The sequence below is a fragment of the Neisseria sp. HMSC069H12 genome, from assembly GCF_001812735.1.
GTDB lineage: Bacteria > Pseudomonadota > Gammaproteobacteria > Burkholderiales > Neisseriaceae > Neisseria > Neisseria subflava.
Window position 1 is genome coordinate 15,558 of the sequence record NZ_KV810289.1, and the last position, 25,051, is coordinate 40,608.

At 48.3% G+C, this 25,051-nt stretch carries 23 protein-coding genes; 12 read left to right on the top strand and 11 right to left on the bottom strand.

The features are described from left to right. The first annotated feature begins 154 nt into the window (after positions 1-154). Both dnrN and HMPREF2872_RS08150 read left to right on the top strand, forming a co-directional pair. A complete protein-coding gene (gene dnrN / locus HMPREF2872_RS08145; protein WP_070632813.1) occupies positions 155-628 on the top strand; it encodes an iron-sulfur cluster repair protein DnrN in 474 nt (157 codons plus the stop codon). 157 nt (positions 629-785) lie between these two features. Next, positions 786-1,334 (top strand): DUF8095 domain-containing protein, encoded by a 549-nt coding sequence (locus tag HMPREF2872_RS08150; RefSeq protein WP_283119011.1) that lies wholly within the window; start codon positions 786-788, stop codon positions 1,332-1,334. A gap of 218 nt (positions 1,335-1,552) precedes the next feature. On the opposite strand, the gene HMPREF2872_RS08155 is transcribed toward HMPREF2872_RS08150, so the two are convergent. Beyond that, complete coding sequence (locus HMPREF2872_RS08155) at positions 1,553-2,518, bottom strand: tRNA dihydrouridine synthase (protein ID WP_070632815.1); 966 nt, start codon at positions 2,516-2,518, stop codon at positions 1,553-1,555. An 84-nt stretch (positions 2,519-2,602) separates the two neighbouring features. Here HMPREF2872_RS08155 and HMPREF2872_RS08160 point away from each other — a divergent pair, with 84 nt between their 5' ends. Beyond that, on the top strand, positions 2,603-4,177 hold the full coding sequence (locus tag HMPREF2872_RS08160; protein ID WP_070632817.1) for a glycosyltransferase family 2 protein: 1,575 nt from the start codon (positions 2,603-2,605) through the stop codon (positions 4,175-4,177). A 223-nt stretch (positions 4,178-4,400) separates the two neighbouring features. Beyond that, positions 4,401-5,729: an anaerobic C4-dicarboxylate transporter family protein gene (locus tag HMPREF2872_RS08165; protein ID WP_070632819.1), complete on the top strand. Its 1,329-nt coding sequence runs from the start codon at positions 4,401-4,403 to the stop codon at positions 5,727-5,729. Between the two features lie 70 nt (positions 5,730-5,799). Here HMPREF2872_RS08165 and HMPREF2872_RS08170 read toward each other — a convergent pair whose 3' ends face one another. Continuing rightward, a complete protein-coding gene (locus HMPREF2872_RS08170; protein WP_049329680.1) occupies positions 5,800-6,225 on the bottom strand; it encodes a DUF4124 domain-containing protein in 426 nt (141 codons plus the stop codon). Between the two features lie 189 nt (positions 6,226-6,414). Between HMPREF2872_RS08170 and guaB the strand changes: the two genes are divergently transcribed. Together guaB and waaF are read left to right on the top strand one after the other, a co-directional pair. After that, positions 6,415-7,878: an IMP dehydrogenase gene (gene guaB / locus HMPREF2872_RS08175; protein WP_003678893.1), complete on the top strand. Its 1,464-nt coding sequence runs from the start codon at positions 6,415-6,417 to the stop codon at positions 7,876-7,878. A gap of 293 nt (positions 7,879-8,171) precedes the next feature. Beyond that, on the top strand, positions 8,172-9,188 hold the full coding sequence (waaF, locus tag HMPREF2872_RS08180; RefSeq protein ID WP_070632821.1) for a lipopolysaccharide heptosyltransferase II: 1,017 nt from the start codon (positions 8,172-8,174) through the stop codon (positions 9,186-9,188). 128 nt (positions 9,189-9,316) lie between these two features. Here the strand turns inward: waaF and HMPREF2872_RS08185 are convergent, their stop codons facing one another. The 3 genes from HMPREF2872_RS08185 to rlmJ all read right to left on the bottom strand — a co-directional run bounded on the left by HMPREF2872_RS08185 (position 9,317) and on the right by rlmJ (position 11,688). Then, entirely contained in the window at positions 9,317-10,291 is a 975-nt protein-coding gene (locus HMPREF2872_RS08185) for a class 1 fructose-bisphosphatase (RefSeq protein ID WP_070632823.1), read from the bottom strand. A gap of 67 nt (positions 10,292-10,358) precedes the next feature. After that, a complete protein-coding gene (locus HMPREF2872_RS08190; protein ID WP_070632826.1) occupies positions 10,359-10,712 on the bottom strand; it encodes a hypothetical protein in 354 nt (117 codons plus the stop codon). Between the two features lie 130 nt (positions 10,713-10,842). Continuing rightward, positions 10,843-11,688 (bottom strand): 23S rRNA (adenine(2030)-N(6))-methyltransferase RlmJ, encoded by an 846-nt coding sequence (gene rlmJ / locus HMPREF2872_RS08195; protein WP_070632828.1) that lies wholly within the window; start codon positions 11,686-11,688, stop codon positions 10,843-10,845. Between the two features lie 125 nt (positions 11,689-11,813). On the opposite strand from rlmJ, the gene HMPREF2872_RS08200 reads away from it, so the two are divergent. Further along, positions 11,814-12,428: a riboflavin synthase gene (locus HMPREF2872_RS08200; RefSeq protein WP_003683409.1), complete on the top strand. Its 615-nt coding sequence runs from the start codon at positions 11,814-11,816 to the stop codon at positions 12,426-12,428. Positions 12,429-12,448: 20 nt separating this feature from the next. Continuing rightward, the gene (locus HMPREF2872_RS08205) at positions 12,449-13,315 is read left to right on the top strand and encodes an ATP-binding protein (protein ID WP_070632830.1); all 867 of its coding nucleotides are present in this window, start codon (positions 12,449-12,451) and stop codon (positions 13,313-13,315) included. 65 nt (positions 13,316-13,380) lie between these two features. On the opposite strand, the gene HMPREF2872_RS08210 is transcribed toward HMPREF2872_RS08205, so the two are convergent. After that, complete coding sequence (locus HMPREF2872_RS08210) at positions 13,381-13,809, bottom strand: Spy/CpxP family protein refolding chaperone (RefSeq protein ID WP_003683375.1); 429 nt, start codon at positions 13,807-13,809, stop codon at positions 13,381-13,383. Positions 13,810-14,086: 277 nt separating this feature from the next. On the opposite strand from HMPREF2872_RS08210, the gene rpe reads away from it, so the two are divergent. After that, positions 14,087-14,767 carry a ribulose-phosphate 3-epimerase gene (rpe, locus tag HMPREF2872_RS08215; protein WP_003678905.1) on the top strand — a complete coding sequence of 227 codons (681 nt, stop codon included), beginning with the start codon at positions 14,087-14,089 and terminating at the stop codon, positions 14,765-14,767. A gap of 102 nt (positions 14,768-14,869) precedes the next feature. Here rpe and HMPREF2872_RS08220 read toward each other — a convergent pair whose 3' ends face one another. Together HMPREF2872_RS08220 and HMPREF2872_RS08225 are read right to left on the bottom strand one after the other, a co-directional pair. Further along, positions 14,870-16,252 (bottom strand): phosphomannomutase/phosphoglucomutase, encoded by a 1,383-nt coding sequence (locus HMPREF2872_RS08220; RefSeq protein ID WP_070632832.1) that lies wholly within the window; start codon positions 16,250-16,252, stop codon positions 14,870-14,872. Positions 16,253-16,373: 121 nt separating this feature from the next. Then, positions 16,374-17,216, bottom strand: a complete 843-nt coding sequence (locus HMPREF2872_RS08225) for a KPN_02809 family neutral zinc metallopeptidase (protein ID WP_070632834.1) — start codon at positions 17,214-17,216, stop codon at positions 16,374-16,376. 186 nt (positions 17,217-17,402) lie between these two features. Here HMPREF2872_RS08225 and HMPREF2872_RS08230 point away from each other — a divergent pair, with 186 nt between their 5' ends. Next, on the top strand, positions 17,403-17,900 hold the full coding sequence (locus HMPREF2872_RS08230) for a YbhB/YbcL family Raf kinase inhibitor-like protein (protein WP_063075477.1): 498 nt from the start codon (positions 17,403-17,405) through the stop codon (positions 17,898-17,900). Between the two features lie 76 nt (positions 17,901-17,976). Here the strand turns inward: HMPREF2872_RS08230 and HMPREF2872_RS08235 are convergent, their stop codons facing one another. From HMPREF2872_RS08235 to HMPREF2872_RS08245, 3 genes are all read right to left on the bottom strand, one after another. Further along, positions 17,977-18,486, bottom strand: a complete 510-nt coding sequence (locus HMPREF2872_RS08235; protein WP_070632836.1) for a peptidylprolyl isomerase — start codon at positions 18,484-18,486, stop codon at positions 17,977-17,979. A gap of 117 nt (positions 18,487-18,603) precedes the next feature. Continuing rightward, positions 18,604-20,019, bottom strand: a complete 1,416-nt coding sequence (locus tag HMPREF2872_RS08240) for an SLC13 family permease (protein WP_070632838.1) — start codon at positions 20,017-20,019, stop codon at positions 18,604-18,606. 265 nt (positions 20,020-20,284) lie between these two features. Beyond that, positions 20,285-21,457, bottom strand: coding sequence for a sugar transporter (locus HMPREF2872_RS08245; protein ID WP_070632840.1), 1,173 nt, complete (start codon positions 21,455-21,457; stop codon positions 20,285-20,287). A gap of 145 nt (positions 21,458-21,602) precedes the next feature. Between HMPREF2872_RS08245 and HMPREF2872_RS08250 the strand changes: the two genes are divergently transcribed. Beyond that, positions 21,603-21,812: a heavy-metal-associated domain-containing protein gene (locus tag HMPREF2872_RS08250; protein WP_070632842.1), complete on the top strand. Its 210-nt coding sequence runs from the start codon at positions 21,603-21,605 to the stop codon at positions 21,810-21,812. Positions 21,813-21,921: 109 nt separating this feature from the next. Further along, positions 21,922-24,909, top strand: coding sequence for a type I restriction endonuclease subunit R (locus HMPREF2872_RS08255; protein WP_070632844.1), 2,988 nt, complete (start codon positions 21,922-21,924; stop codon positions 24,907-24,909). Positions 24,910-25,051 lie beyond the last annotated feature (142 nt).

Sequence of the window (25,051 nt, forward strand, 5' to 3'; positions counted from 1 at the left end):
TCTTATGTTTCAGACGGCCTGTTTGTTATTTTAAATTTGAAAATAACTTTTATTATCAATTAATTAAACAATTAAAAAACTATACAAAGATGATAGCTGCGTGTATCCTTACGCCTAACATTCATCCAATATAAATCTTTAAAGGAACACAGCCATGACTGACTTTACCCTTTGGGAAACCGCGCCTTTCAATTCTACGATTGACCATATCCTGCAACGTTATCACAACGTTCACCGCGCCCAGTTTGAAGAGTTGGTACCACTGGCGCAAAAAGTGGCGCAGGTTCATGCCGACACTTTCCCTGCCGAAGTGACCGATTTGTTGGCCTATATGCAAAACGAGCTGTTGATGCACATGATGAAAGAGGAACGCATGTTGTTCCCGATGATTAATCAGGGCGTGGGCCGTGGCGCGGCAATGCCCATCAGCGTGATGATGCACGAGCATGAAGAACACGACCAAGCCATCGCTCGTCTGGAAGAATTGACCAACAATTTTGAGCTTCCTGAAGGCGCTTGTGGCAGCTGGATCCGTTTGTACACATTGGCCAAAGAGATGGTGGACGATTTGAAAGATCATATCCACTTGGAAAATGAAATTTTCTTCCCCCGCGTTTTGGCTTCTTAAAATTTGAGGTTAATCAAGGCCGTCTGAATGTTCAGACGGCCTGTTCTTTAATCCCTTACTAAGTTAGTGCAATGGTTCTAAAATTTTAATAAAGAAACAAAATTAGGCAGTAAAGGCACACATCCGTTCTTTTGTTTACTTGAGAAGGAGTTTATGAATGAAACATTCTAAAGTTTTATTATCGGGTATTCTGTTTGCTGCTGTGACTGCGTGCGCCCAAACTACGGGCGGTGACTGGAGCGCCCTGCAGGACACGAAAACAGGCGTGCAGTCGCGGCCTTATTATGAATTTGGCAATGTGGTTCAGGAGATTTCTTTTAAGAAAACCGGTAATCCGGAAAATGGTCTGAAAAAGCCTGTTTTGACTGTGTATCGTCAGGGTAAGCTGTTGGGTGAAGCATATAATTTGGAAGCCTCTCATGGCAGCCCCTTGTTGCCGACCTTGTTTTTGGTAAACGGCAAGTCATTAAATATTAATGACGGCAACGATAGAAAACTGTTGGCGGCTGCGAAGAGAATCGATTTTTACGATTTCGGACGTAGTCGGATCGGCCATGCAGTCTTTACCGCGCCTAACGGCATCTGTCAGGATATGAAACACGGAAAAGGCGTTTCCTATAAGCTGGTTACCAACTATATTGATTTTCCGGATTATCCTTCGCCTGAAAATATCTTGATTATTACTGCGCAAGGCAAATATGAGTAAGATGGCTTTGTGTTGGATTCTACCGAGTCAAGGGTGACCGGTGCCAATAAAGAATTTGCCAGAAAAATGAGCGAAGCCCTGAAATCTAAGAATGGCCCTGAGACCAGACAGGTAAATATGGCTAATGCAGCCAGTGCGGAAAAAGGCAGATTGTTGGCTGATTATGTATGTAGGTGATGAAATCAAAGGCCGTCTGAAATTCAGACGGCCTTTTTTAATCATGAATGCATCTCTTGTTCAAACGACAGCAGAATCTGTTTCACTTCATCCGCTTCTTTGACGGCACGGATGCGGTCGAACAATACCTGCGCCTGTTCAAACTCTTTTTTCATCATGCCCAGCCACTGTTTCAAACGGGCAACCGGATATTTGTTGTTGGCCTCTTTGGCAAGGCACAAGTCGAAGAATTGGACTATCCATGAGGAAACTTCGGCAAAGTCGGTATCTTTGACTGTTTCGCCGTTTTCATATTGTTTGATTTGCCGCGCCAAATCGGGACGGATAACGGCGCCGCGCCCGAGCATCACGCTGTCGCAGCCGCTGACGCTTTTAATATTGAGATAGTCTTGAAGGCTGAACACATCGCCGTTGGCGGTAACGGGAATACTGACTGCATCACGGATTTTGCGCACCCATTCCCAATGTGCCGGCGGTTCGTAGCCTTCGACTTTGGTGCGTGCATGGACGGTTAACGCGCATGCGCCGCCGTTTTCAATCGCGGAAGCGCATTCCAATGCCAGACTTTTGTCTTCATAACCGAGCCGCATCTTGGCCGTCAGCGGAATGTGTTGCGGCAGGTGTTGGCGCAGGGTGTGGACGATGTGGTAAATCAAGTCCGGCTCTTTGAGCAAGACCGCACCGCCTTTGTGTTTGTTGACCGTCGGCGCGGGACAGCCGAAGTTGAGGTCGATTTTGTCCGCACCGAAACGTACGGCTTCCAAAGCATTGACGGCCATGTTTTCCGCATCGCTGCCCAAAAGCTGGACAGTACAGGGCGTGCCGGCCGGCGTGCGGTTGGCATGGGCGATTTCGGGAACATATTTAAGCCAAGTGGCGCGTGAGTGGACCGTGTGCGTAATGCGGACAAATTCGCTGACACATTCGTCAAATCCGCCAATACGCGTCAACAGGTCGCGCATCACATCGTCCACCAGCCCCTGCATGGGGGCAAGAATAAGCTGCATGAGTCAGGCCGTCTAAAAAAAAGGAGGACATATTGTAGCGGTATATCGGTTAAAATACAGCTTCCTTTTTCAGACGGCCTTTTTATGATGCACACAATTCCGGCAACCGCCGCCATGTTGGTAAAAAATTCAGAACGTTATCTTTCAGAAGTTTTGAGTGCGCTGAAAGACTTTGACGAAGTCCTGTTGTTGGACAACGGCTCAACCGACCGTACTTTTGAAATTGCCAAGGGCTTTCCGAATGTCAGCTATTACAAGCATGACTTTATCGGGTTTGGCCCGATGAAAAATTTGGCGGCCAGACTGGCGCAAAACGATTGGATTTTCAGCATAGACAGCGATGAAGTGGCGGATGAAGCTTTAATCGAATCCATTCGTGCGGCCGTTTTGGAAAATGAGAAGGAACACATCTTTTCGCTTTCCCGTTTGAACCATTACCACGGCAGACTGATTAAAGGCTGCGGCTGGTATCCGGATATTATTCCGCGCCTTTACCATCGCAGATTTACCCGTTTTTCCGACCGTCAGGTGCATGAGTCTTTGGTGTTGCCGCAGGAAGCCAAGGTTAGACAACTTGATGGCCGTCTGAAACATTATTCTTTTGAAAACGCCGAAGGGCTGATTCAGAAAATGCAGCAGTACAGTTCGCTGTATGCGGAAGAAAACCGCTTCAAGAAAGACAGTTCGCCATTTAAGGCTTTGCTGCATGGCGGCGTATCGTTTGTGAAGAATTATCTGCTTAAACGCGGTTTTGCTTTTGGGGCGGACGGGCTGACGATTTCAGTGTCCAATGCGCAAGGTTCGTATTACAAATATGTCAAACTCTACGAGCGCAACCGCACGATAACCGTTTCCCTCATCATCACCACTTACAACCGCCCCGATGCTTTGGAGCTGGTGTTGAAATCGGCTTTATCGCAAACCCGTCTGCCGGATGAGATTATTGTCGCGGATGACGGCTCAAGGCAGGAAACCGCCGAAGTAGTTGATTTTATCCGCCGTAGGACAAGCATTCCGGTCAAACATTCATGGCAGCCGGATAGGGGCTTTCGTGCCGCCGAATCGCGCAACCGTGCGTTGGCACAGGCGCAAAGCGATTATATTGTGTTGATTGACGGCGATATGGTTTTGGATCCGTCTTTTATCGCCGATCATTTGAAGATTGCCCGCAAAGGCCGTCTGATACAGGGCTCCCGCGTGATTTTGACTGAGGATAAAACGCAGGATATTTTGGACGAAGGCGATTTGCCTGCCTTGTCTATGTTCAGCTCGGGGATAGAAAAACGGCTTTCCGCCTTGCGCTGCCGTTGTTTGGCCAAATTGGCAGGCCGAAAAGGCAACCGCAAACATAAAGGCATCAAAACTTGCAATATGGGCTTTTTCCGCAGCGATGCGCTTGCCGTCAATGGGTTCGACAATAGCTTTGTCGGTTGGGGCAGGGAAGACAGCGAATTTGTCGCCCGTTGTTATCATAACGGGATGAAACGCCATAATCTGAAATTTGCTGGTATTGCGTACCACCTCTGGCACAATGAGGCAGAACGCGATTCCTTGCCGCAAAACGATGCCTTGTTGGAGGCAACCTTGTCGGAACGCAAAATCCGCTGTGTTCATGGCGTATCGGATTTTATAAAAGATGAAGAAGTAGCCGGAAAATAGCCTTATCATCTGTTTGAATCATAAAGGCCGTCTGAAAATTTTCAGACGGCCTCTTTTGTGCTTTTAATGAGTCTATTGGTTAAATGAGAATATTATTTATTTGATGTAGATTGGTATGTATAATTAGGTAAAGTATAGTTAGGGAAGAGGGTTTACTCTATAATCCAACTATTTGTAATTTTATTTCGGTCAAGGCCGGATTTTGGGAGTTGTGATGTCAACTATGTTTTTTATCCAGTTTGCCATTGTGCTGCTGTGTATCCTGATTGGTGCGCAGGTTGGTGGGATTGGTTTGGGCGTGCTCGGCGGTATCGGCTTAGCCGTATTGTCTTTTGGTTTTCATCTTCAACCGACCAGCCCGCCGATTGATGTGATGCTGATGATTATGGCGGTAGTGTCTGCCGCGGCGGCGATGCAGGCCAGCGGCGGTTTGGACTATATGATTAAGATTGCCACGCGCGTGTTGCACCGCAATCCGAAATACATCACCTTTATCGCGCCGGCGGTAACTTACACCTTTACCGTCTTGGCAGGTACGGGCCATGTGGCTTACTCGGTCTTGCCCGTGATTGCCGAAGTCAGCCGTCGCAATGGCATCCGTCCTTCCCGTCCGCTGACGATGGCGGTTATCGCTTCCCAATTTGCGATTGTCGCCAGCCCGATTGCCGCCGCCGTTGTTGCCTGCGTTACCATGCTTGAGCCGCAACACATTACAATGGCGGACGTGTTGAAAGTTACTGTTCCATCCACGATTTTGGGTATCGGTTTGGCTTGCGTGTTTGTAAACAAACTGGGCAAAGAATTGAAAGACGATCCGCATTATCAGGCTTTGCTGAAAGACCCAAACTATGTGAAAGAATATATCGATGTGGAGGAACAAAAAACCGATGTCGTCATTTCGCCGAAAGCCAAATTGTCGGTCGGTATTTTCTTGACTGCGGCATTGCTGGTGGTCGTGATGGGTGCGCTGCCTGAGTTGCGTCCGGCTTTTGAACACGATGGCGCGATCAAGCCTATGGGTATGGCGCATACGATTGAAATCGTGATGTTGTCTGCTTCTGCGCTGATTATCTTGGCGTGTAAACCCAATGGCGATGCGATTACCCGAGGTTCGGTATTCCATGCCGGTATGCGTGCCGTAATTGCGGTGTTTGGCGTGGCTTGGTTGGGCGATACCTTGATGAACGGCCACTTAACAGAAGTGGAATCGACCGTCAGCCATTTGGTTGAGTCTGCGCCATGGACCTTTGCCTTTGCCCTGTTTGTCTTGTCGGTATTGGTCAACAGCCAAGGCGCGACAGTGGCGACGCTGTTCCCAATCGCCATCAAACTGGGTATTCCTGCGCCCATAATTATCGGCACATTTGTTGCGGTAAACGGCTATTTCTTCATTCCGAACTACGGTCCGATTATTGCCGCTATCGACTTCGATACAACCGGCTCGACCAAAATCGGCAAATTTATCTTCAACCACAGCTTCATGATTCCAGGCCTGTTGAGCATGGCATTCAGCTTAGCCATCGGCTTGTTGTTGGTTCAGCTGTATTATTGATAGGCTGAAAAAATAAAGGCCGTCTGAAATTAAATTTCAGACGGCCTTTTTGATATTGTTATCCGAGAGCTTAATTGCAGTATTTATTGACGTCGTTTTGGTATTGCTTAATCAGGCTGTCGCGATTGGCCAAGCGTGCGCTTTCGGCAACTTGGCGGTTGATTTTGGCGATTTTGCAGTTTTCCAGCTTGTTTTGGCGGTTTTGCTCTTCGATTTTTTTATTGCGTTCTTCAATTTGTTTGTTTTGTTCCGCAACCTGTTCGTTGGGCTGCTCGGCAACTGGTTCAGATGCCGAAACAGCAGGCGCAACGGCAGGTTTGACGTTGTGTGTGCGGATGTTGACCACGCCGGAACGCTTCGGTTGCAGACGGTTTGGCGTATCGGAATAGCTGTTGCCCGACGTGCCTTTCCAAGTGTAAACCTCGGCCGCGCCGGTCAGGGCGGCGGAAGAGAGAAGGGCTGCTGTCAGACAGGTTTTGAGTACGGAAGATTTCATGGGTTTCCCTTATGTAAATGATGTTCTCATCCGACCTATTTTACTTGAAACTGCAATGCGTTGGCATATTTTTGTACTGTAGATCAAATCATGTAAAAAAATAACGTTAAAACATGTATTGCCAATGTTAGCATCAAGCCGGTGTGATATAATGCCGTGCATCTTGCACAAACTGAAAGACCGAGCATCATGCGTATTGTAGAAAAAGCCTATACTTTCGACGACGTTTTGTTGGTTCCAGCGCACTCAAACGTGCTGCCTCGAGATGTCAAACTTCAAACCAAACTCACCCGCGATATCACGCTCAACCTCCCTCTACTTTCTGCTGCAATGGATACCGTTACCGAAGCGCGTCTGGCCATTTCTATGGCTCAAGAAGGCGGAATCGGCATTATCCATAAAAACATGACGCCGGAGTTGCAAGCGCGTGCCGTTTCCAAAGTGAAGCGCCATGAGAGCGGCGTGGTGAAAGATCCCGTTACCGTTGCGCCGACCGCATTGATCCGCGAAGTCTTGGAAATGCGCGCACAACGCAAACGCAAAATGTCCGGTCTGCCTGTTGTTGAAAACGGCAAAGTGGTCGGTATCGTGACCAACCGCGACCTGCGTTTTGAAAACCGTGTTGATCTGCCGGTCTCTGCCATCATGACCCCCCGCGACCGTTTGGTTACCGTTCCTGAAGGTACGAGCATTGATGAAGCCCGCGAAATCATGCATGCGCACAAAGTTGAGCGCGTTTTGGTATTGAACGACCAAGACGAACTCAAAGGTCTGATTACAGTTAAAGATATTCTGAAAACAACCGAATTTCCTAATGCCAATAAAGATGCCGAAGGCCGTCTGCGCGTCGGTGCTGCGGTGGGTACCGGCGGCGATACCGAAGAGCGCGTCAAAGCATTGGTGGAAGCAGGCGTAGACGTGATTGTGGTCGATACTGCCCATGGTCATAGCCAAGGCGTTATCGATCGCGTGCGCTGGGTAAAAGAAACTTATCCGCACATCCAAGTCATCGGCGGCAACATCGCGACTGCCAAAGCCGCTTTGGATTTGGTGGCCGCAGGTGCGGATGCCGTTAAAGTCGGTATCGGCCCGGGCTCGATTTGTACGACCCGTATCGTGGCCGGCGTGGGCGTGCCTCAACTGACTGCGATTCACAATGTTTCCGAAGCCCTGAAAGGTACCGGCGTTCCCCTGATTGCCGACGGCGGTATCCGCTTCTCCGGCGATATTGCCAAAGCTCTGGCAGCAGGTGCATACAGCGTCATGCTTGGCGGTATGTTTGCCGGTACGGAAGAAGCACCGGGTGAAATCGAACTCTACCAAGGCCGCTCTTACAAGTCTTACCGCGGCATGGGTTCGTTGGGTGCGATGAGCCAAGGTTCTGCCGACCGCTACTTCCAAGACAAAACCGACAGCACAGACAAATATGTTCCCGAAGGCATCGAAGGCCGCGTTCCTTACAAAGGTCCGATTGTGAACATCATCCACCAGCTGACCGGCGGTCTGCGCTCCAGCATGGGTTACTTGGGTTGCGCCAATATTGCTGAAATGCACGAGAAAGCAGAATTTGTGGAAATCACTTCTGCCGGTATGAGCGAATCTCACGTTCACGACGTACAAATCACTAAAGAAGCGCCTAACTACCATCGTTAAACCAGTATAAAAAGGTCGTCTGAAAATATTTCAGACGGCCTTTCTGTTTTTATAAGGTTTTAAAAATGAAGCAAATACTGCTTGCCGCCGTTATGTTTGGTATTTTGGGCGTGGTATTTGCAGAGTTTGCAGAATAGTTGGGAAGACAAACGCTTCATGCGCTCAAACCAGGGTTCATCTGTTGAAATGACGTGTATCAAGTAGTACGTTTTGATCTGAGAGGTTAAACCGAGTTTCAGACGGCCTTTTAAAAATCGTATTACAATAAGCCAAAATTAAAAACACATTCCATTATGTCCAAAAAAATCCTGATTATTACCCCAAGCTGGATTGGCGACTGCGTTATGACCCAACCGCTTTATCGCCGTTTGCATGAGCTGCATCCCGGCTGCATCATTGATGCGTTTGCACCCAAATGGTCGATGGCCGTATTCGAGCGTATGCCTGAAATCAACCGTGTGATGGAAAATCCGTTTGGACATGGTGCGTTGGAATTGAAAAAACGCTGGCGTATCGGGCGTGAATTGGGAAAAGAAGGCTATGATCAAGTGATTGTTTTGCCCGGTTCGCTCAAATCCGCCATCATTGCCTTAGCTACGGGCATTAAGCAGCGTACGGGCTACGTCGGCGAGTCGCGCTATTTTTTGTTGAACGATATCCGTGAGTTGGATAAGGCCGCATTGCCGTTGATGGTCGACCGCTATACTGCGCTGGCGCATCCGACCCAAGCGGATTTTAACGGCCATTCCGATAATCCCTGTTTCACGATTGATCCCGAAAGCCGTCAAGCCGCTTTGGCAAAACATGGTTTGGCGACGGATAAACCGATTTTGGCATTTTGTCCCGGTGCGGAATATGGCCCGGCCAAGCGTTGGCCTGCGCGTTATTTTGCCGAACTCGGCCGCCAATATTTAGCCGAGGGTTGGCAGGTTTGGCTGTTTGGTTCGCAAAAAGATTTTGATATTGCAGATGAAATCAACCGACTTTCAGACGGCCTGTGTACCAATCTTTGCGGCAAAACCAATCTTCCGGAGGCGATTGATCTGTTGTCTTGCGTCGATACGGTCGTGTGCAACGACAGCGGTCTGATGCACCTTGCGGCCGCGCTTGATCGGAAATTGGTTGCGGTTTACGGCTCATCCAGCCCTGACCATACGCCACCTCTAAGCCAAAAGGCAAAAATCGTCAGCTTGAATTTGGATTGCTCGCCTTGTTTCAAACGCGAATGTCCGTTGGGGCATACGGATTGTTTGAACAAGCTGACGCCGGATATTGTGCAAAAAGCGGCGGAAGAGCTGGCTCGTTCTTAGATGGAAAGCAGCAAAGGGCGGATTTGAATCTGCTCTTTTAATTTTTGTTTCTTTTATTTTTTAACAAAAGGCCGTCTGAAAATCATATTTTAGACGGCCTTTTGGGGTTTGGAAATTAATATATCTGATTATTTTTGATGCAGATTATAAACGTATTCCACTTCTTCACGGCTGCCCATGAATACGGCAACACGTTGGTGCAGGCCGGTAGGTTGGATGTCGAGCATGGCTTCGATGGCGTTGTTTGATGCGCCGTCGGCTTGTTCCATAAGCAGGCTCATCGGGTTGGCTTCGTACATCAGGCGCAGTTTGCCCGGTTTGGATGGATCGCGTTTGTCTTGCGGATACATGAATACGCCGCCGCGCATCAGGATGCGGTGGATTTCGGCAACCATGCTGGCTACCCAGCGCATATTGTAGTTTTTGCCGCGTACGCCGGTCTCGCCTGCCAGCAATTCGTCAATGTATTGTTGAACAGGGGCGAACCAATGTCTTTGGTTGGACATATTGATGGCGAATTCTTTAGTAGATTCGGGAACGCTCGGATTTTCTTTGGTCAGCAGGAATTGGTTGGCATCGTCCAGAGTGAAGACAAATACGCCGTGACCGACAGTCAGTACCAGTTGGGTTTGCGGACCATATAAAACATAACCTGCGGCCACTTGGTCGCGGCCTTTTTGCAGGAAGGATTCGGTAGTCAATGCGCCTTCAGGTTTCGCCAAGATGGAGAAGATGGTGCCGACGGAGATATTGACGTCGATATTGGAAGAGCCGTCCAGCGGATCAAACAATACCAAATAGCCGCCGTTTTCGTTTGTGGCGACATAGGTGTCTTCTTCTTCGCTGGCAAGGCCTGCGATGTTGGCATTGGCTTTTAAAACATCAATCATGATGTTGTTGGCGATGACATCGAGTTTCTTTTGGTCTTCGCCTTGGATGTTGCCGGTACCTGCCATGCCCAAAACGCCGGAAAGCGCGCCGAGGCGGACTTTGGCGTTGATGTCCAAACAGGCGGCGGCTACGGATTCCAATACGCTTGCCAGCTCTTGCGGCAGTTTGTGTTCGGGCAGGTGTTGGGCTAAGAATTGGTTCAATGTATTCATGGTTTCACTCTTTTCCTAAGTTTGAATCGAATATTTTTCAATTTCAGGCCGTCTGAAAACGGCGTGTTCATTTGGTTTTGCTGTCGGCCATACCTAAAACTTCTTTAGTGCAGGCGGTGCTGATGTCTTTGATGCGTTTTTTCAGCTCGTCGCTCATGGAGTCGCTGCCGCCCAAAAGCGAGGTTGCTTCTTCAGGATTGATTTGGTCGACTGTTTTTTCGCCGATGCAGCGGCAGATTTTTTCAGTGGTCACGGAATCAAACGGGCTTTTTCCGGAAGCTTTTTCTACGCAGGCTTCGGTTGCCGAGCGGACAAATTCGGTGCGGAAACTTTGGGTAAATTCTTCTTTAAATTCGTTTTTTACTGATTCGCTGCACGCGCAAAGCAGGAGCGTGCAGGCTAGGGGTGTGCGTATATTCATGAGTGGATGGTCGTTAATTGTTATGTTATGAATTGTAGTGGAAAAAGGCTTAAGTATAAAGGGTTAAGGCCGTCTGAACGGGTATGGCGGAAAAATCGAAGCGTTTGGATATGCGTTCAGACGGCAGAATTTATTTCGTTTTGCTTTCCAATACATAATGCGCGCCGGCATCTTGTGCCAAAATTTTGGAAAGTTCGGGCAGATTGTTTTGCAACTGTTCGGCAAGCATATAGGGCGGATTGATGACGAACATGCCGCTGCCGTGCATACCGAAACCGTCACTGCGTGGCGTATGGACATGGAGCTCGGCGTGCAGATAATTGTCGGGAGCGATTTTTTTGAGTTCGTCCGGCAGTTTGCGGCTTTCTTCACGGCTCAGGCAGGGATACCAAACCATGTAGCAGCCGGTTTCAAAGCGTTTCAAAGCATCTTTCAAAACTTGGACGACACGGCGGTAGTCTTGTTTTTCTTCGTAGGGCGGATCAATTAAGACTGCAGCGCGGCGGGGCGGAGGAGGCAATAATGAAATCAAGCCTTGATAACCGTCCGCCTGGCTGACCTGTACTTTACGCGCAGGACGGACTTCGCGCATATTGTTTTGCAAATGGACAAAATCGGCAGGGTGCAGCTCAAAGAGGCGCATTTTGTCGCTGTCGCGCGTGAGTGCCTGTGCCAGCCAAGGCGAGCCGCAGTAAAGGTTGTCTTGCGGCAGTATTTGTTTCAGACGGCCTACAAATTCGGCCAATTCGGCAGGCAGCTTGTCAGCTTGTTCCAAGAGCGCAATGCCTTGTTTGTATTCGCCGACTTTTTGCGCTTCATCGCCGCTCAAATCATACAAACCGGCACCGCTGTGCGTATCGATATACCAATAGGGCTTGTCTTTACGGTTGAAATATTCGAGGATGAGGAAGAGGGTAAAGTGCTTGAGCATATCGGCATGGTTGCCGGCATGGAAGGCGTGGTGGTAGCTGAGCATGATCGGGCTGCGGAAATAAAAATCCGATTATACCCCAAACCATCGCCATCACTGCTTTCAGACGGCCTTTGTGCCTGGAAAATGCTACAATATCCGCCTTATCGTACCATCGGAAAGAAGACATTATGTTTACAGGCATCGTACAAGGTATGGGCAAAATTACAGACATCGCCCAACCTTCGCCCGACTTTCGTACCCACACAGTCGAGCTGCCCCCCGAAATCGCCGACAATCTGCAAACCGGTGCCTCTGTCGCCAACAATGGCTGCTGCCTGACCATTACCCGAATCGACGGCAACAAAGTCAGCTTTGATTTGATGGACGAAACCTTACGCAAAACCAATCTCGGCAGCTTGAAAGTCGGCGACAGTGTCAATTTGGAACGCGCGGCGCGGTTTGGCGACGAAATCGGCGGCCATGTGATGAGCGGCCATGTGATGGCGGTTACCCGAATTTCCCGTATCGAATCCAGTGAGTTCAACCGTACCGTTTGGTTTGAGCTGCCGGAAAACCTCAAGCCCTATATTCTCACCAAAGGCTTTGTCGGTTTGGACGGTTGCAGCCTGACTATAGGCGAAGTCAGCGACAGTGAATTTTGCGTACACCTGATTCCAGAGACTTTGGAGCGTACCCTGTTTGGCAGCCGCAAAGAAGGCGACCTCATCAATATTGAAATCGATCCGCAAACCCAAGCCGTTGTCGATACCGTGATGCGAGTATTGGCGCAAAAGGCCGTCTGAAAAAAAAAAAGAAAGCCGAAATGAAATTATCCAATTTTTTGAAAAAAGCCAATTCCGTTTTAAACCGTCTGGATTTAATCCTGCCTGACGAAGCCGGTAAAACTGACTGGCGCGCTTTGGCCTACCGTTGGCACAGCATGGGCAAAAAAGGTATTTTGGAAAGCCTGCCGCGTCCGCATACGTTTCCTTTGAGTAGATTGGCGGCAGTCGGTTCGCAAACCGACAGACTGAAACGCAATACCGAGCAATTTTTGGCAGGCCGTCCTGCAAATAATGTCTTGATGACCGGCGCGCGCGGTACGGGCAAATCTTCCTTGGTTAAAGCGTTGTTGTACGAATACGCCGAGCGCGGCCTGCGGCTGATTGAGGTAGACAAAAGTGATTTGATCAGCTTGCCGGCTTTGTTGACGCTGTTGTCTGAGCGTCCCGAGAAATTTATCGTTTTCTGCGATGATTTGTCGTTTGAAACCGGTGATGAAACCTATAAAGCCTTGAAAACTGCTTTAGACGGCGGACTGTCGCAACGTTGCACCAATGTTTTGGTTTATGCCACTTCCAACCGCCGTCATTTAATTCCTGAATACATGGATGAAAACGGCGGTACTACGGGCATTCGCGGAGAAATCCATCAGAAAGAGGCCGTCGAGGAGAAAATTTCCCTTTCTGACCGCTTCGGCTTATGGCTGAGTTTTTATCCTTTCGATCAAAACGATTATTTGACCGCCGTAGCCAACTGGTTGGACGATTTCAATGTGCCTTTTGACGATACAGCGCGCCAAGCCGCGTTGCAATGGGCGCAAATGCGTGGCAGCCGTTCAGGCCGTTCGGCATGGCAGTTTGCCTGCGACTGGGCAGGCCGGTTGCCGGAAGAAAGAGTGTTGGATTAAGGCTGAAAAAGTAAAGGCCGTCTGAATATGGTTTCAGACGGCCTTTTTGTATTTTTATTTATCCATCAGCGCAAGCATGAAGACAACCATTGCTGGCGTTGGCGCGGATTGAGCAGATGATAGAAGCGGTATTGGATTTCCATTTCATCCACCGCATAGTCCATGCTGGAGAGGTAGCGGTTTTCAACATAATCGCGGGCAGCGTTTGAGTCGAATGAGTCGCCGGAGAGGATTTTGATGATGGTTTGACGGCGGTTGCGGTCGGAGCGTACGGTTTTACGATAGGCTTTATCGTTGATTTGTTTGAAGTCGGTACGCAGACGGCGCAGGGCAGCGTGTTGGTCGGCGGATAAATTGAGCTGTCGGATGTCGCAATTCGGGTGGAAGTCGTCCAAAGTGGCCAGAAACGGACCGGCATGTGCAGGCAGACTGGAACAGAGTAGGGCGAGTGCTAAGAAAATAAAAGTCGGATAGCGGGAAAGTGCAACAGACACGGTGTTTTCCTAATGTTTCATCAGGTTTGGAAATATAACCGATAAGCGTGTGAAAGGCAGTATCAATGCAGTTAACTTTTGTTAATGATGTTAGATTTTTTTGCAGATGTATGTAATCTAATAATTTATTTTCAAAGTCTTACTATGTGATTATAAGTTTCATTAATGTATATGAAATGTAAATTCATAAAAATGACGGCAGAGGTGTTGTCGGCAGCATACAACATAGGGTTAAAAATGCGATAATGACAAAGGGACACACTTTAGGAGAATAAACATGACCGACTACCGTATTGCACCCAGTATTTTGTCCGCTGATTTTGCCCGTTTGGGCGAAGAGGTTGCCGAAGTTATCCGCGCCGGTGCGGATTTGATTCATTTTGATGTGATGGACAATCATTATGTGCCGAATCTGACTTTCGGTCCTATGGTTTGCGCGGCTTTGAAACCGTATGCAACCGTGCCGGTCGATGTGCATTTGATGGTTGAGCCGGTTGATGATTTGATTCATGCGTTTGCCAAAGCCGGTGCCAATATTATTACTTTTCATCCGGAAGCCAGCCGCCATGTCGACCGCAGCTTGGGTTTGATTAAAGAATACGGCTGTCAGGCAGGCTTGGTATTGAATCCTGCTACGCCGGTCAATATTCTGGAAAACGTTTTGGACAAACTGGATATGGTGTTGCTGATGTCGGTCAACCCGGGCTTCGGCGGACAAAGCTTTATTCCGAATACGCTGGTGAAAATCCGCAAAGTGCGCGAGATGTTGGACGAGTATGAACGGCAAAGCGGCCGCCATATCGCATTGGAAGTCGACGGCGGCGTGAAGACAGACAATATTGCTGAAATTGCGGCGGCAGGTGCGGATACGTTTGTGGCCGGTTCGGCGATTTTTGGCAAACCGGATTACAAAGCCGTTATCGATGAAATGCGTCAGCAGTTAGCGCAAGTCGGATAATTAAGCCGGGATATTCTTGGTTTCCAAACTTTAAATAATCAATGTTTAATATTAAAGGCCGTCTGAAATGATTTTCAGACGGCCTTTTTTTAGCCTAAACCCTTACAGCGGCCATTTCAATGCTGGATTGCTTTCAATGACTGCTTTGAATTGGTTTTGAATACGCTCAATCGCTTCTTGCGTATCCGCTTCAAAACGCAATACCAAAATCGGCGTGGTATTGGACGCACGCATCAGGCCGAAGCCGTCAGAGAATTCAACGCGCAAGCCGTCGATGGTGATGATTTCGGTCGCACCTTCAAACTTGGCATTGGCAGCCAGTTCTTCAATCACTTTGTGTCCGTTGCTGCCTTCCGGCAGGTCGATGTTGAGTTCCGGAGTGGAAATACTTTGCGGCAACTTGTTCAACACTTCGGACGGATTGTCGAAGGCAGACAGGATTTCCAAGAGGCGTGCGCCGGCATACATGCCGTCGTCGAAGCCGTACCAGCGTTCTTTAAAGAAAACGTGGCCGCTCATTTCGCCGGCAACCAGTGCGCCGGTTTTTTTCATGGTGGATTTGATGAAGCTGTGGCCGGTTTTTTCCATCACAGGTTCGCCGCCGTGTTCTTTAATCCAAGGCGCGAGCAGGCGAGTGGATTTGACGTCGAAAATCACTTTGGCTTTAGGATTGCGGCTCAACACGTCTTGCGCGAAAAGCATCAGTTGGCGGTCTGGATAGATGATGTTGCCGTCTTTGGTGACCACGCCCAAGCGGTCGGCATCGCCGTCAAATGCCAAGCCGATTTCGGCATCGCTGTTTTTAAGCTCGACGATGAGGTCTTGCAGATTTTTCGGTTTGGACGGATCGGGGTGGTGATTAGGGAAATTGCCGTCCACTTTGCAGAAAAGTTCGGTCACTTCATTGCCCAAACCTTTGTAGAGTTTGCCTGCAAATGCGCCGCCGACACCGTTGCCCGCGTCGATGACGATTTTCATCGGACGTTTGAGCTTGATGTGGCCGACGATGTTGTTGTGGTATTCGCCGGAGATGTCTTTTTCGGTTACGCTGCCTTGTTTGTCGGCGGCAACAAAACCGTCTTTCTCAACAATAGCTAAAAGTTCTTGAATGGCTTCGCCTGCGAGCGTGTCGCCGCCGAGCATCATTTTGAAACCGTTATAATCGGGCGGATTGTGGCTGCCGGTAATCATCACGCCGCTGCCGCCGCATTCGTTGATGGCTGCGAAGTAGAGCATAGGAGTGGCAACCATACCGACGTTGAGGACGTCGATGCCGCTGTCGGTAAAACCGCGTTGAATTTGTGCCATCAGGCCGGGACCGCTCAAACGGCCGTCGCGGCCGAGTGCGATGCGGGTAATGCCTTTTTCTAAGGCTTTGGTGGCAATGGCTTTACCGATTAAGTAGGCAGCTTCGGCAGTCAGGGTTTTACCGACGATGCCCCGAATGTCGTAGGCTTTAAAAATGTCGCGGGCGATATTTGCCATGTGGATTTCCTTTAAATTTAAGGGGAAATAATGGGGCTTATTTTAACACGGCTAAAAGGCCGTCTGAAGCATTCAGACGGCCTTTTGTCGTTACATCAAAGAACAGTGTTACTTGGACGAATTAATTGTTGAAAGTGTTGCACTGGTTGATGTCGCCGCTTTCCAAACCGCGCTTGAGCCAAGTCATGCGTTCTTCGGACGAGCCATGGGTAAAGCTGTCGGGAACGACATAGCCCTGAGCCTGTTTCTGCAAGCGGTCGTCGCCGACGGATTCGGCGGCCAGCATGGCTTTTTGAATGTCTTCGGCTTTGAAGATATTGTTGTTGACGGCGTAGTGTCCCCAAATACCGGCGAAACAGTCGGCCTGCAATTCGAGTTTGACGGAAAGGGCATTGGCCTCTTTTTTGCCGACTTGCTGTTGCATTTTGTGGACTTTAGGCAGAATGCCGAGCAGGTTTTGAACGTGATGGCCGACTTCATGGGCAATAACGTAGGCAAACGCGGCATCGCTGGCGGATTCGAGCTTGGTGCGCATGTCTTCGTAGAAACTCAAATCCAAATAAACTTTTTGGTCGCCCGGGCAGTAAAATGGACCCATGGCAGATTGGCCCGTACCGCAGGCGGTGGATGTACCGCCTTCATACAACACCATGGTCGTCGGTCTATAGCTCTGACCGTGTTGTTGAAAGTATTTGCCCCATGCTTTTTCCGTATCGGCAAGGACGACACGGGACAGTTCGTTCAATTCGGCTTCTTGTTGGCTGTCGAGTCGGGTAGCTTGCTGGGTAGGAATGCCCATCGAAGATGAGCCACCAACCAAACCGCTTAAATCCACGCCGTAATATGCACCGACCAAAACCACGATAATGCCGAGTATGCCCGGCGTTTTGCCGCCACCGCCGCCGCCACGGCTTCCGCGGCGATCTTCGACGTTTTGGCTTTGTTCACGACCTTTCCAATCCATAATGTGTATCCTGTGTAGTTTTCATGTGGCGGATTATATTATGGAATATCAAATGTGTTTGATCGAATTGTGAATATTGCTTGAGGCCGTCTGAAAATGCGGCATCGGGAAAGTGAAAACGGCAGTATCTTTCAGACGGCCTTGGTGTTTGTTAGAATGAACCAACCTACTATTGGGAGATATAAGATGAAAGTCAGCAGTAAAGCTATTGTCAACGGTGAATTTGAAGACAAATACGGCAAGCGTGGCAGCCAGTTCAGCCCGAGCGGTATGCCTTCTTATTCGATTCCTTTTGAAATCGAAGATGCGCCAGAAGGAACAAAATCGTTTGCCGTGGTATTGGAAGACAAAGATGCCATTTCGGCATCGGGCTTCGTATGGACACATTGGTTGATTTCGGATTTGAAACGCACTTCCGTGGCAGAAAATGAGAGTATTTCTGCAACAGATTTCACTCAGGGCGCGAACACTTGGGCGAGCGCGTTGGGTAAATTTGAAATCGAAGAGGCTTCTTTTTACGGCGGTATGGCGCCACCGAACAACCGACATCGTTATGAACTGATTGTGTACGCGCTGGATACTGTTTTGGATTTGCCGCGCGGTTTCCGCTTTAATGAGCTGCATTTTGCCATGCAGGGCCATGTGTTGGATTCGACATGCGTGGTCGGTACTTATGATGTGTGACGGTATGCATCATTATTGAAAAACAGCCTGTCCGGTTTTAATTCGGACAGGCTGTTTTTATGGGAAATCAAATCAATTAAACCACTTCGGCTTTAGTGATGATGACAGGCTCGCTCGGTACGTCGTCGTGGTAGCCGTGACGTTTGGTAGAAACGCCTTCGATGGCATCGACAACGTCAAAACCGTCAACGACTTTACCGAATACGGCATAGCCCCAGTCTTGGACGACGGTTTTGCCGTACAGCTCTTTAGAACGGAAGTTCAGGAAGGCGTTGTCGGCGGTGTTGATGAAGAATTGCGCGCTGGCGGAATGCGGGTCGGAAGTACGCGCCATGGCGATGGTGTATTTTTCGTTGGGCAGGCCGTTGGATGCTTCGTTTTGAATCGGATCGCGGGTTTCTTTTTCGTTCATGTTTTCATCCATGCCGCCGCCTTGAATCATGAAGCCTTTGATGACGCGGTGGAAGATTACGCCGTCGTAGAAGCCGTCTTTAACGTATTGCTCGAAGTTTTTAGCAGTAACGGGGGCTTTGTCGAAATCGAGTTCGATTGTGATGTCGCCTTTGTTGGTGTGCAGGATAATCATGGGTTTCCTTTCGTTAGAATCCGGTTTTGAATCATTCGTTAAATTGTGTCTGAACGAGAAACTTCAAGGCCGTCTGAAAAATATTCTTTCAGACGGCCTTGTTACTTAGTCGATGGTTTACATCAGTACAGCATAAGCCCACAGAGCAACCAATACCACGCAGAGGATGTTCAGCAATAAGCCGACATTCATCATTTCGCGTTGTTTAATCAAGCCTGTACCGAACACAATCGCGTTAGGCGGTGTGGCAACCGGCAGCATGAAGGCACAAGATGCGCCGACACCGATCACGAATACCAAGACTTGTTCAGGCAGGCCCATTTGCGCGGCGATGCTGGCGAAAATAGGCACAAGCAGGGCGGCGGAAGCGGTGTTACTGGTGAACTCGGTCAGGAAGATGATGAAGGTGGCAACCACAAAAATCACCAGCAATGCAGGAGAATGAGAGAACGTGGAAGCAACTTGCTGACCCAGAGCTTCAGATGCGCCGGAAGACTGCAGCAACGCGCTCAAGCTGATACCGCCACCGAAGAGCATCAATACACCCCAGTCGGTATTGCGGGCAACTTCTTTCCATTGCGCCACGCCGAATACGACGACGGCAACGGCGGCAATCAGGGCGATAACGGTATCAGGGTTGGAAATACCGAATGCGGCTTTGATTTTGGAGCTGAATACCCAAGCGATGGCTGCGGCCAAGAAAATCAACAGCGCGATAACGCGGTGCAAAGTCCAAGGGATAGATTCGGCTTTGACTTCCACGCGCTCGTTCAAATTAGGTTTGAGGATGACGTACATGGAGAACAGCATCAGCGGCAGAATCAACAGCATCATCGGCAGGCCGAGCTTCATCCAGCCGATGAAGTCCAAGTTCAGCGCTTTGGCGGCAATCATGTTCGGCGGAGAACCGACCACGGTACCCAAACCGCCGATACTGGCGCAGTAGGCGATACCGAGCAGGACGAAAACGTAGGTTTTGCGTTCTTTTTCTTGGTCGAGGTGGCTCATCATACCCATTGCCAAAGGCAGCATCATCGCGGCAGTCGCAGTGTTACTGATCCACATAGACAGGAAGGCGGTAACGGCAAACAGCATCAATACGGCAACTTTCATATTGCCGCGGGACAGGCGCAACAGGCTGACGGCGATTTTACGGTCGAGACGCTGCATGTGCAGGGCGGTTGCAAGCGCGAAGCCGCCGAAGAAGATATAAATCGTCGGGTCGGAGAAACCGGCCATTGCTTTTTTGATGTCCATATCCGGGAAGCCGAGTACAACGGCAAGGATAGGGATCATCAGCGCGGTAACGGTAATGTGTACGGCTTCGGTAAACCAAAGTGCCGCAACGAAAAGCAACAACGCGATACCTTTGTTGGCATCGGTACTGTAGGGAAGAATGTAATAAATGCCGAAGCAGACAACAGCAGAGATAATGGTCGTCAGCAATCCTTTAAAGTCGGTAATCGGCTTTTGCGCACTGAGAAGCTCGACGTTCTCAGGATGCTGAGTCTTATCCTTGGCGTTTAAGTCCATGATGTATTCCTCTGAAACATGATTGGTTTTTCTTTTCAGCCGTATGTTCAGACGGCCTAATCGGTAACAGTATATTTGTAATTTAATGTAGTGTAAACAAATTGTAAATTATTTTTTAAAAATGAAATGAAAACCGGATAAGCAGCAAGAAAACTGCTTATCCGGCGGAATGAAGACCCATCGTGAGTCAATAAGAATCAGGACAAATCGGTAAAACTGCCAAAATTACAGCCGAGTCAGTAATACCATCCTGATTTATATGGATTTAAACGTTTTGCGTCAGATTGTCTTGTTCCTTAAACAACAAGCCGCAAACGGCCAGACCTGCCGCTGCCAGCAAGGCTCCGGCAATGCCGATATTGGAAAGGCCGAACCAAACGGTTACATAATGCCCCAAAAGCGCACCGCCGCCGATGCCGACATTGTACAAACCTGAATAAATCGAGTTGGCCACATCTGTTGCATCCGAGGCAAATGCCAAGACTTTCGACACCATGCCCAAGCTGACGATAACGATGGCCACGCCCCAAATAAACACCAGCGCGTACACCGCATAAGGGAAAGAGGCAAACGGCAGAAGCAGCAGGGCGGAGAGCAGGATGACCGCCACCGCGCCAAGCATAAACAGGCGTTGCGATTTGGCAAAACATTTGCCAAACAGATAAGAAGCGGCGAAGCCTGCCAAACCGTACAGGCTCAAAACGATGGTAACTTGTTCTGCCTTAAATCCGCCAACTTGCAACACAAAAGGCTCGATATAGCTGTATGCCGTGAAATGTGCCGTAATAATCAACACCGTCATGGCATAAAGCAGCATCAGGTTGCGGCGTTTGAACAAACTCGGCAGGCTGCTTAAAGAGCCGGTATTTTGGCTAGGTAAAGCAGGCAGGTTTTTGGCCAACACCAGCATTACGCCGGCAGCGCAGAGCCCGATCAGCAGGAAGCTGAGCTGCCAGCCGAAGTATTGCCCGACCACGCGCCCCAGCGGAATACCCAAAACCATGGCCAAAACCGTACCCGTACTGAGCAAGCCCAACGCCTGATTGGTTTTGCCCGTGGGCGCAAGCCGTACCGCCAAAGAAGCCGTAATCGACCAAAAGACCGCGTGTGTCAGCGCAATCCCGATACGGCTGACCAAGAGGATATTGAAGTTCCAAGAAAAGAACGACAGCGCGTGAAACAGCGCAAACAGTACAAACAGCATCAGCAATAATTTGCGCCGTTCGATGTTTTTCGTCATCAGCATCAGCGGCAGCGATAGGAGCGCAACAATCCACGCATACACCGTAATCATCATGCCCACTTCCGTTGCCGGTTTGTCAAAGCTCTGACCGATGTCGCTCAAAAGCGCAATCGGAATGTATTCGGTGGTATTGAAAATAAACGCCCCCACCGCCAGAGCGCATACGCTAATCCATTGTTTGAATGTTGAAGTCATTATTATGTCCGTTTGATGAAGCAAAGGGCGTTATTGTACGCCTATCTACATTTTTCAGACGGCCTTTAATGAAGAATTTGCAAGCTGTTTGTGTAAGGAGTAAAGTGTTTGGCAACCATATTTGTTTGAATGAAAGGAAATACAAATGCAAACTGTTACCCTCAACATCGACGGCATGACCTGCGGCGGCTGCGTGAAAAGCGTAACCCGTCTTTTGGAAGGCGTAGAAGGCGTGGAAAAAGCAGAAGTCAGCTTGGAAAACAAAAATGCAGTGATTACTTTCGATGAGAGCAAGACAGATGCCGACGCGCTGATTGATGCCGTAGAAGACGGCGGCTATGATATCGTCCTGTAAGATTTAAAAGAATAGGCTTTTAAAGCATAGAATGGGTGCTTTTGTTGACTACTGCGTACGGTAAAAACTTATTAAATATAAGTATTTTTAACTATAAATAGAAATTATTATGACTCTAACTGAAAGAACAATAGAACAAAAATTTATTCAAAAACTTATTGATTTAAAATATACCCACCGTCCCGATATTCATGACCGAGAATCGCTCGAAAAAAATTTCCGTCAAAAATTCGAGCAATTGAACCGCGTCCGTTTAACTGATAGCGAATTTGAACGCTTAAAACTGGAAATCATCAAGCCTGATGTGTTTTCTGCTTCGAAGCTCCTACGCGAGACCAATACTTTCATTCGCGAAGATGAGACTCCGCTCCACTATACTCTAGTTAATATCAAAGACTGGTGTAAGAATGACTACGAAGTCATCAGCCAACTGCGTATCAATACTGAAAACAGCCATCACCGTTATGACGTAATTTTGTTAATTAACGGGCTTCCGTTAGTACAAATCGAGCTAAAAACCCTGCAAATTCCGCCGATAAAAGCCATTGAGCAGATTATCGACTACAAAAACGATACGGGAAACGGTTACGGTAACAGTCTTTTATGCTTTATGCAGCTTTTTATTGTCAGTAACGAAAGCAGTACCTATTATTTTGCTAATAACTCAAACAAACACTTTAGCTTCGCTGCAGACGAGCGCTTTCTGCCTGTTTACCATTTTGCCGACGAAGCCAACAACAAAATCAACCATCTCTACGACTTTGCCGATAAATTTTTAGAAAAATGCACTTTGGGCAGAATAATCAGTCGTTATATGGTGTTGGTTGCCAGTGAGCAAAAACTGTTAATGATGCGTCCTTACCAAATTTATGCTGTCAAAGCGATTGTGGATTGCATTCATCAAAGTCGCGGCAACGGCTATATCTGGCACACCACCGGTTCCGGCAAAACACTGACCTCCTTCAAAGCCTCAACCCTGCTTAAAGATAATTCCGACATCGACAAATGCCTGTTTGTAGTAGATAGAAAAGACCTCGACCGCCAAACCCATGAGGAATTCAACCGTTTCCAAGAAGGCTGCGTTGAAGAAAACACCAATACCCAAACTTTGGTAAACCGCCTGCTGTCCGACGATTACGCCGACAAGGTCATCGTAACTACTATTCAGAAACTCGGCTTGGCGCTTAAAGAAAACAGCAAATACCACAACCAATTAAGCACACTCAAAGACAAACGAATGGTGTTTATCTTTGACGAATGTCATAGAAGCCAATTCGGCGACAACCATCGGGCGATTAAAAACTTCTTCCCGAAAGCTCAGATGTTTGGCTTTACTGGCACACCGATTTTTGAAGAAAATGCCAGTTACAAACGTATTGATGGCACGGATGCTACACTTCAGACGACCTTAGACATCTTTGAACAGCAGTTGCACTCCTACACCATCACAAATGCTATTGACGACGGCAACGTCTTGAAATTCCATATCGATTATTACAAAGCCGAAGGTGATAAACCCGTTTCCGCTACCCATCCTGCCACCAAACAGGCAATTGTCGATTCCATTTTAAGCAAACACGATGCAGCAACGGGCGGCGAGCGCCGCTTCAACGCTATTTTTGCTACCGCGTCCATTAACGATGCTATCGAATATTACGAATTATTCAAGTCTGTCCAAGCTAAGCTGCAAGCAGACAATCCCGAATTTGAGCCGTTGAACATCGCCTGCGTTTTCTCGCCGCCTGCACAGGCAATGCAGAAAGATGACCACAAAAACCAATCCGACATCGTTCAAATGCAGGAAGATTTACAACAGGAAAAATTCGATAATCAAACTGACCCAGAAGGCAAAAAAGCAGCCTTAAAAGCTATTATCGAAGACTACAACCACCAATACCGTACCAACCACAGCATCGGTGAATTCGATGTGTACTATCAGGATATTCAAAAACGCATCAAAGACCACCAATATCCCGACAAAGACTATGCGCACAAAAACAAAATCGATATCACCATCGTCGTCGATATGCTGTTGACCGGATTCGACAGCAAATATTTGAACACGCTCTATGTCGATAAAAATCTCAAGTACCACGGCTTAATCCAAGCCTTTTCCCGCACTAACCGCGTTTTGAACGCAAGCAAGCCCTACGGCAATATCCTCGATTTTCGCGGACAAGAGGAGCAGGTAGATGAAGCCATCAAACGCTTTTCAGGGCAGGATGCAGAGCGCGCCAAAGAAATCTGGATAGTCGATCCCGCAGAAATCGTCATGACCAAACTGCAAAACGCCATGACTCAACTTGAAGACTTCATGTCATCGCAAGGCGTAGCATGCGAACCATCCGAGGTTTATAACCTTAAAGGCGACAACGCCCGCGCAGGCTTTCTTAACCTATTTAAAGAAGTACAACGTTACAAAACCCAGCTTGGGCAATACACCGATTTAAGCGAAGAACAAAAGCAAGAAATAGAAGCCATTCTACCCACCGATACCCAGCGTGCTTTCAAAGGCGTATATCTGGATATGGCGCAACGCTATAAAGAAAAAACTGGTAAGAAAGACACTGTTTTACCTCAAGAAATCGAACAACTGGATTTTGAATTCATCCTCTTTTCATCCGCTATTATTGATTACGACTACATTATGCGCTTGATTGCTGAAAACACATTCAAGCCGAAGAAACAGCAGATGAGCCGAAAGCAATTGGTCGAACTGATTGCCTCCAGTAGCGACCTGATGGACGAAAAAGACGACATTATCGCCTATATCGACAGCCTGAAAGCAGGCAGAGCCCTAAGCGAACAAGATGTTAAAGCAGGCTATCAGGCATTCTGCCAAGAAAAAACAGACCAAAAACTGACTGCGCTTTCCGGCAAACACGGCATTTCGAGCGCAACCCTGTCCGCATTCGTCAACGAAATTATGGATAGAATGATTTTCGACGGTGAAAAACTGACCGACCTTCTTGAGCCGCTGGATTTAAACTGGAAAGAACGTCGTATTAAAGAACTCGCCTTGATGGAAGATCTCATGCCTTTGCTGAAAAAATTGGCAAAGGGCAAAGAGATCTCGGGATTGAAAGCGTATGAGTAAAAAGTGCGATTTCTCAAAATAACGGCAACGCTTATTTCGAGAAAGGCCGTTTTCTCAAAATAATAAGCACTGTTATTTCGAGAAAACGGCCTTTCTCGAAATAAGGAAGTGTGTTATTTTAAGGAAAACACAAAATCAAGGT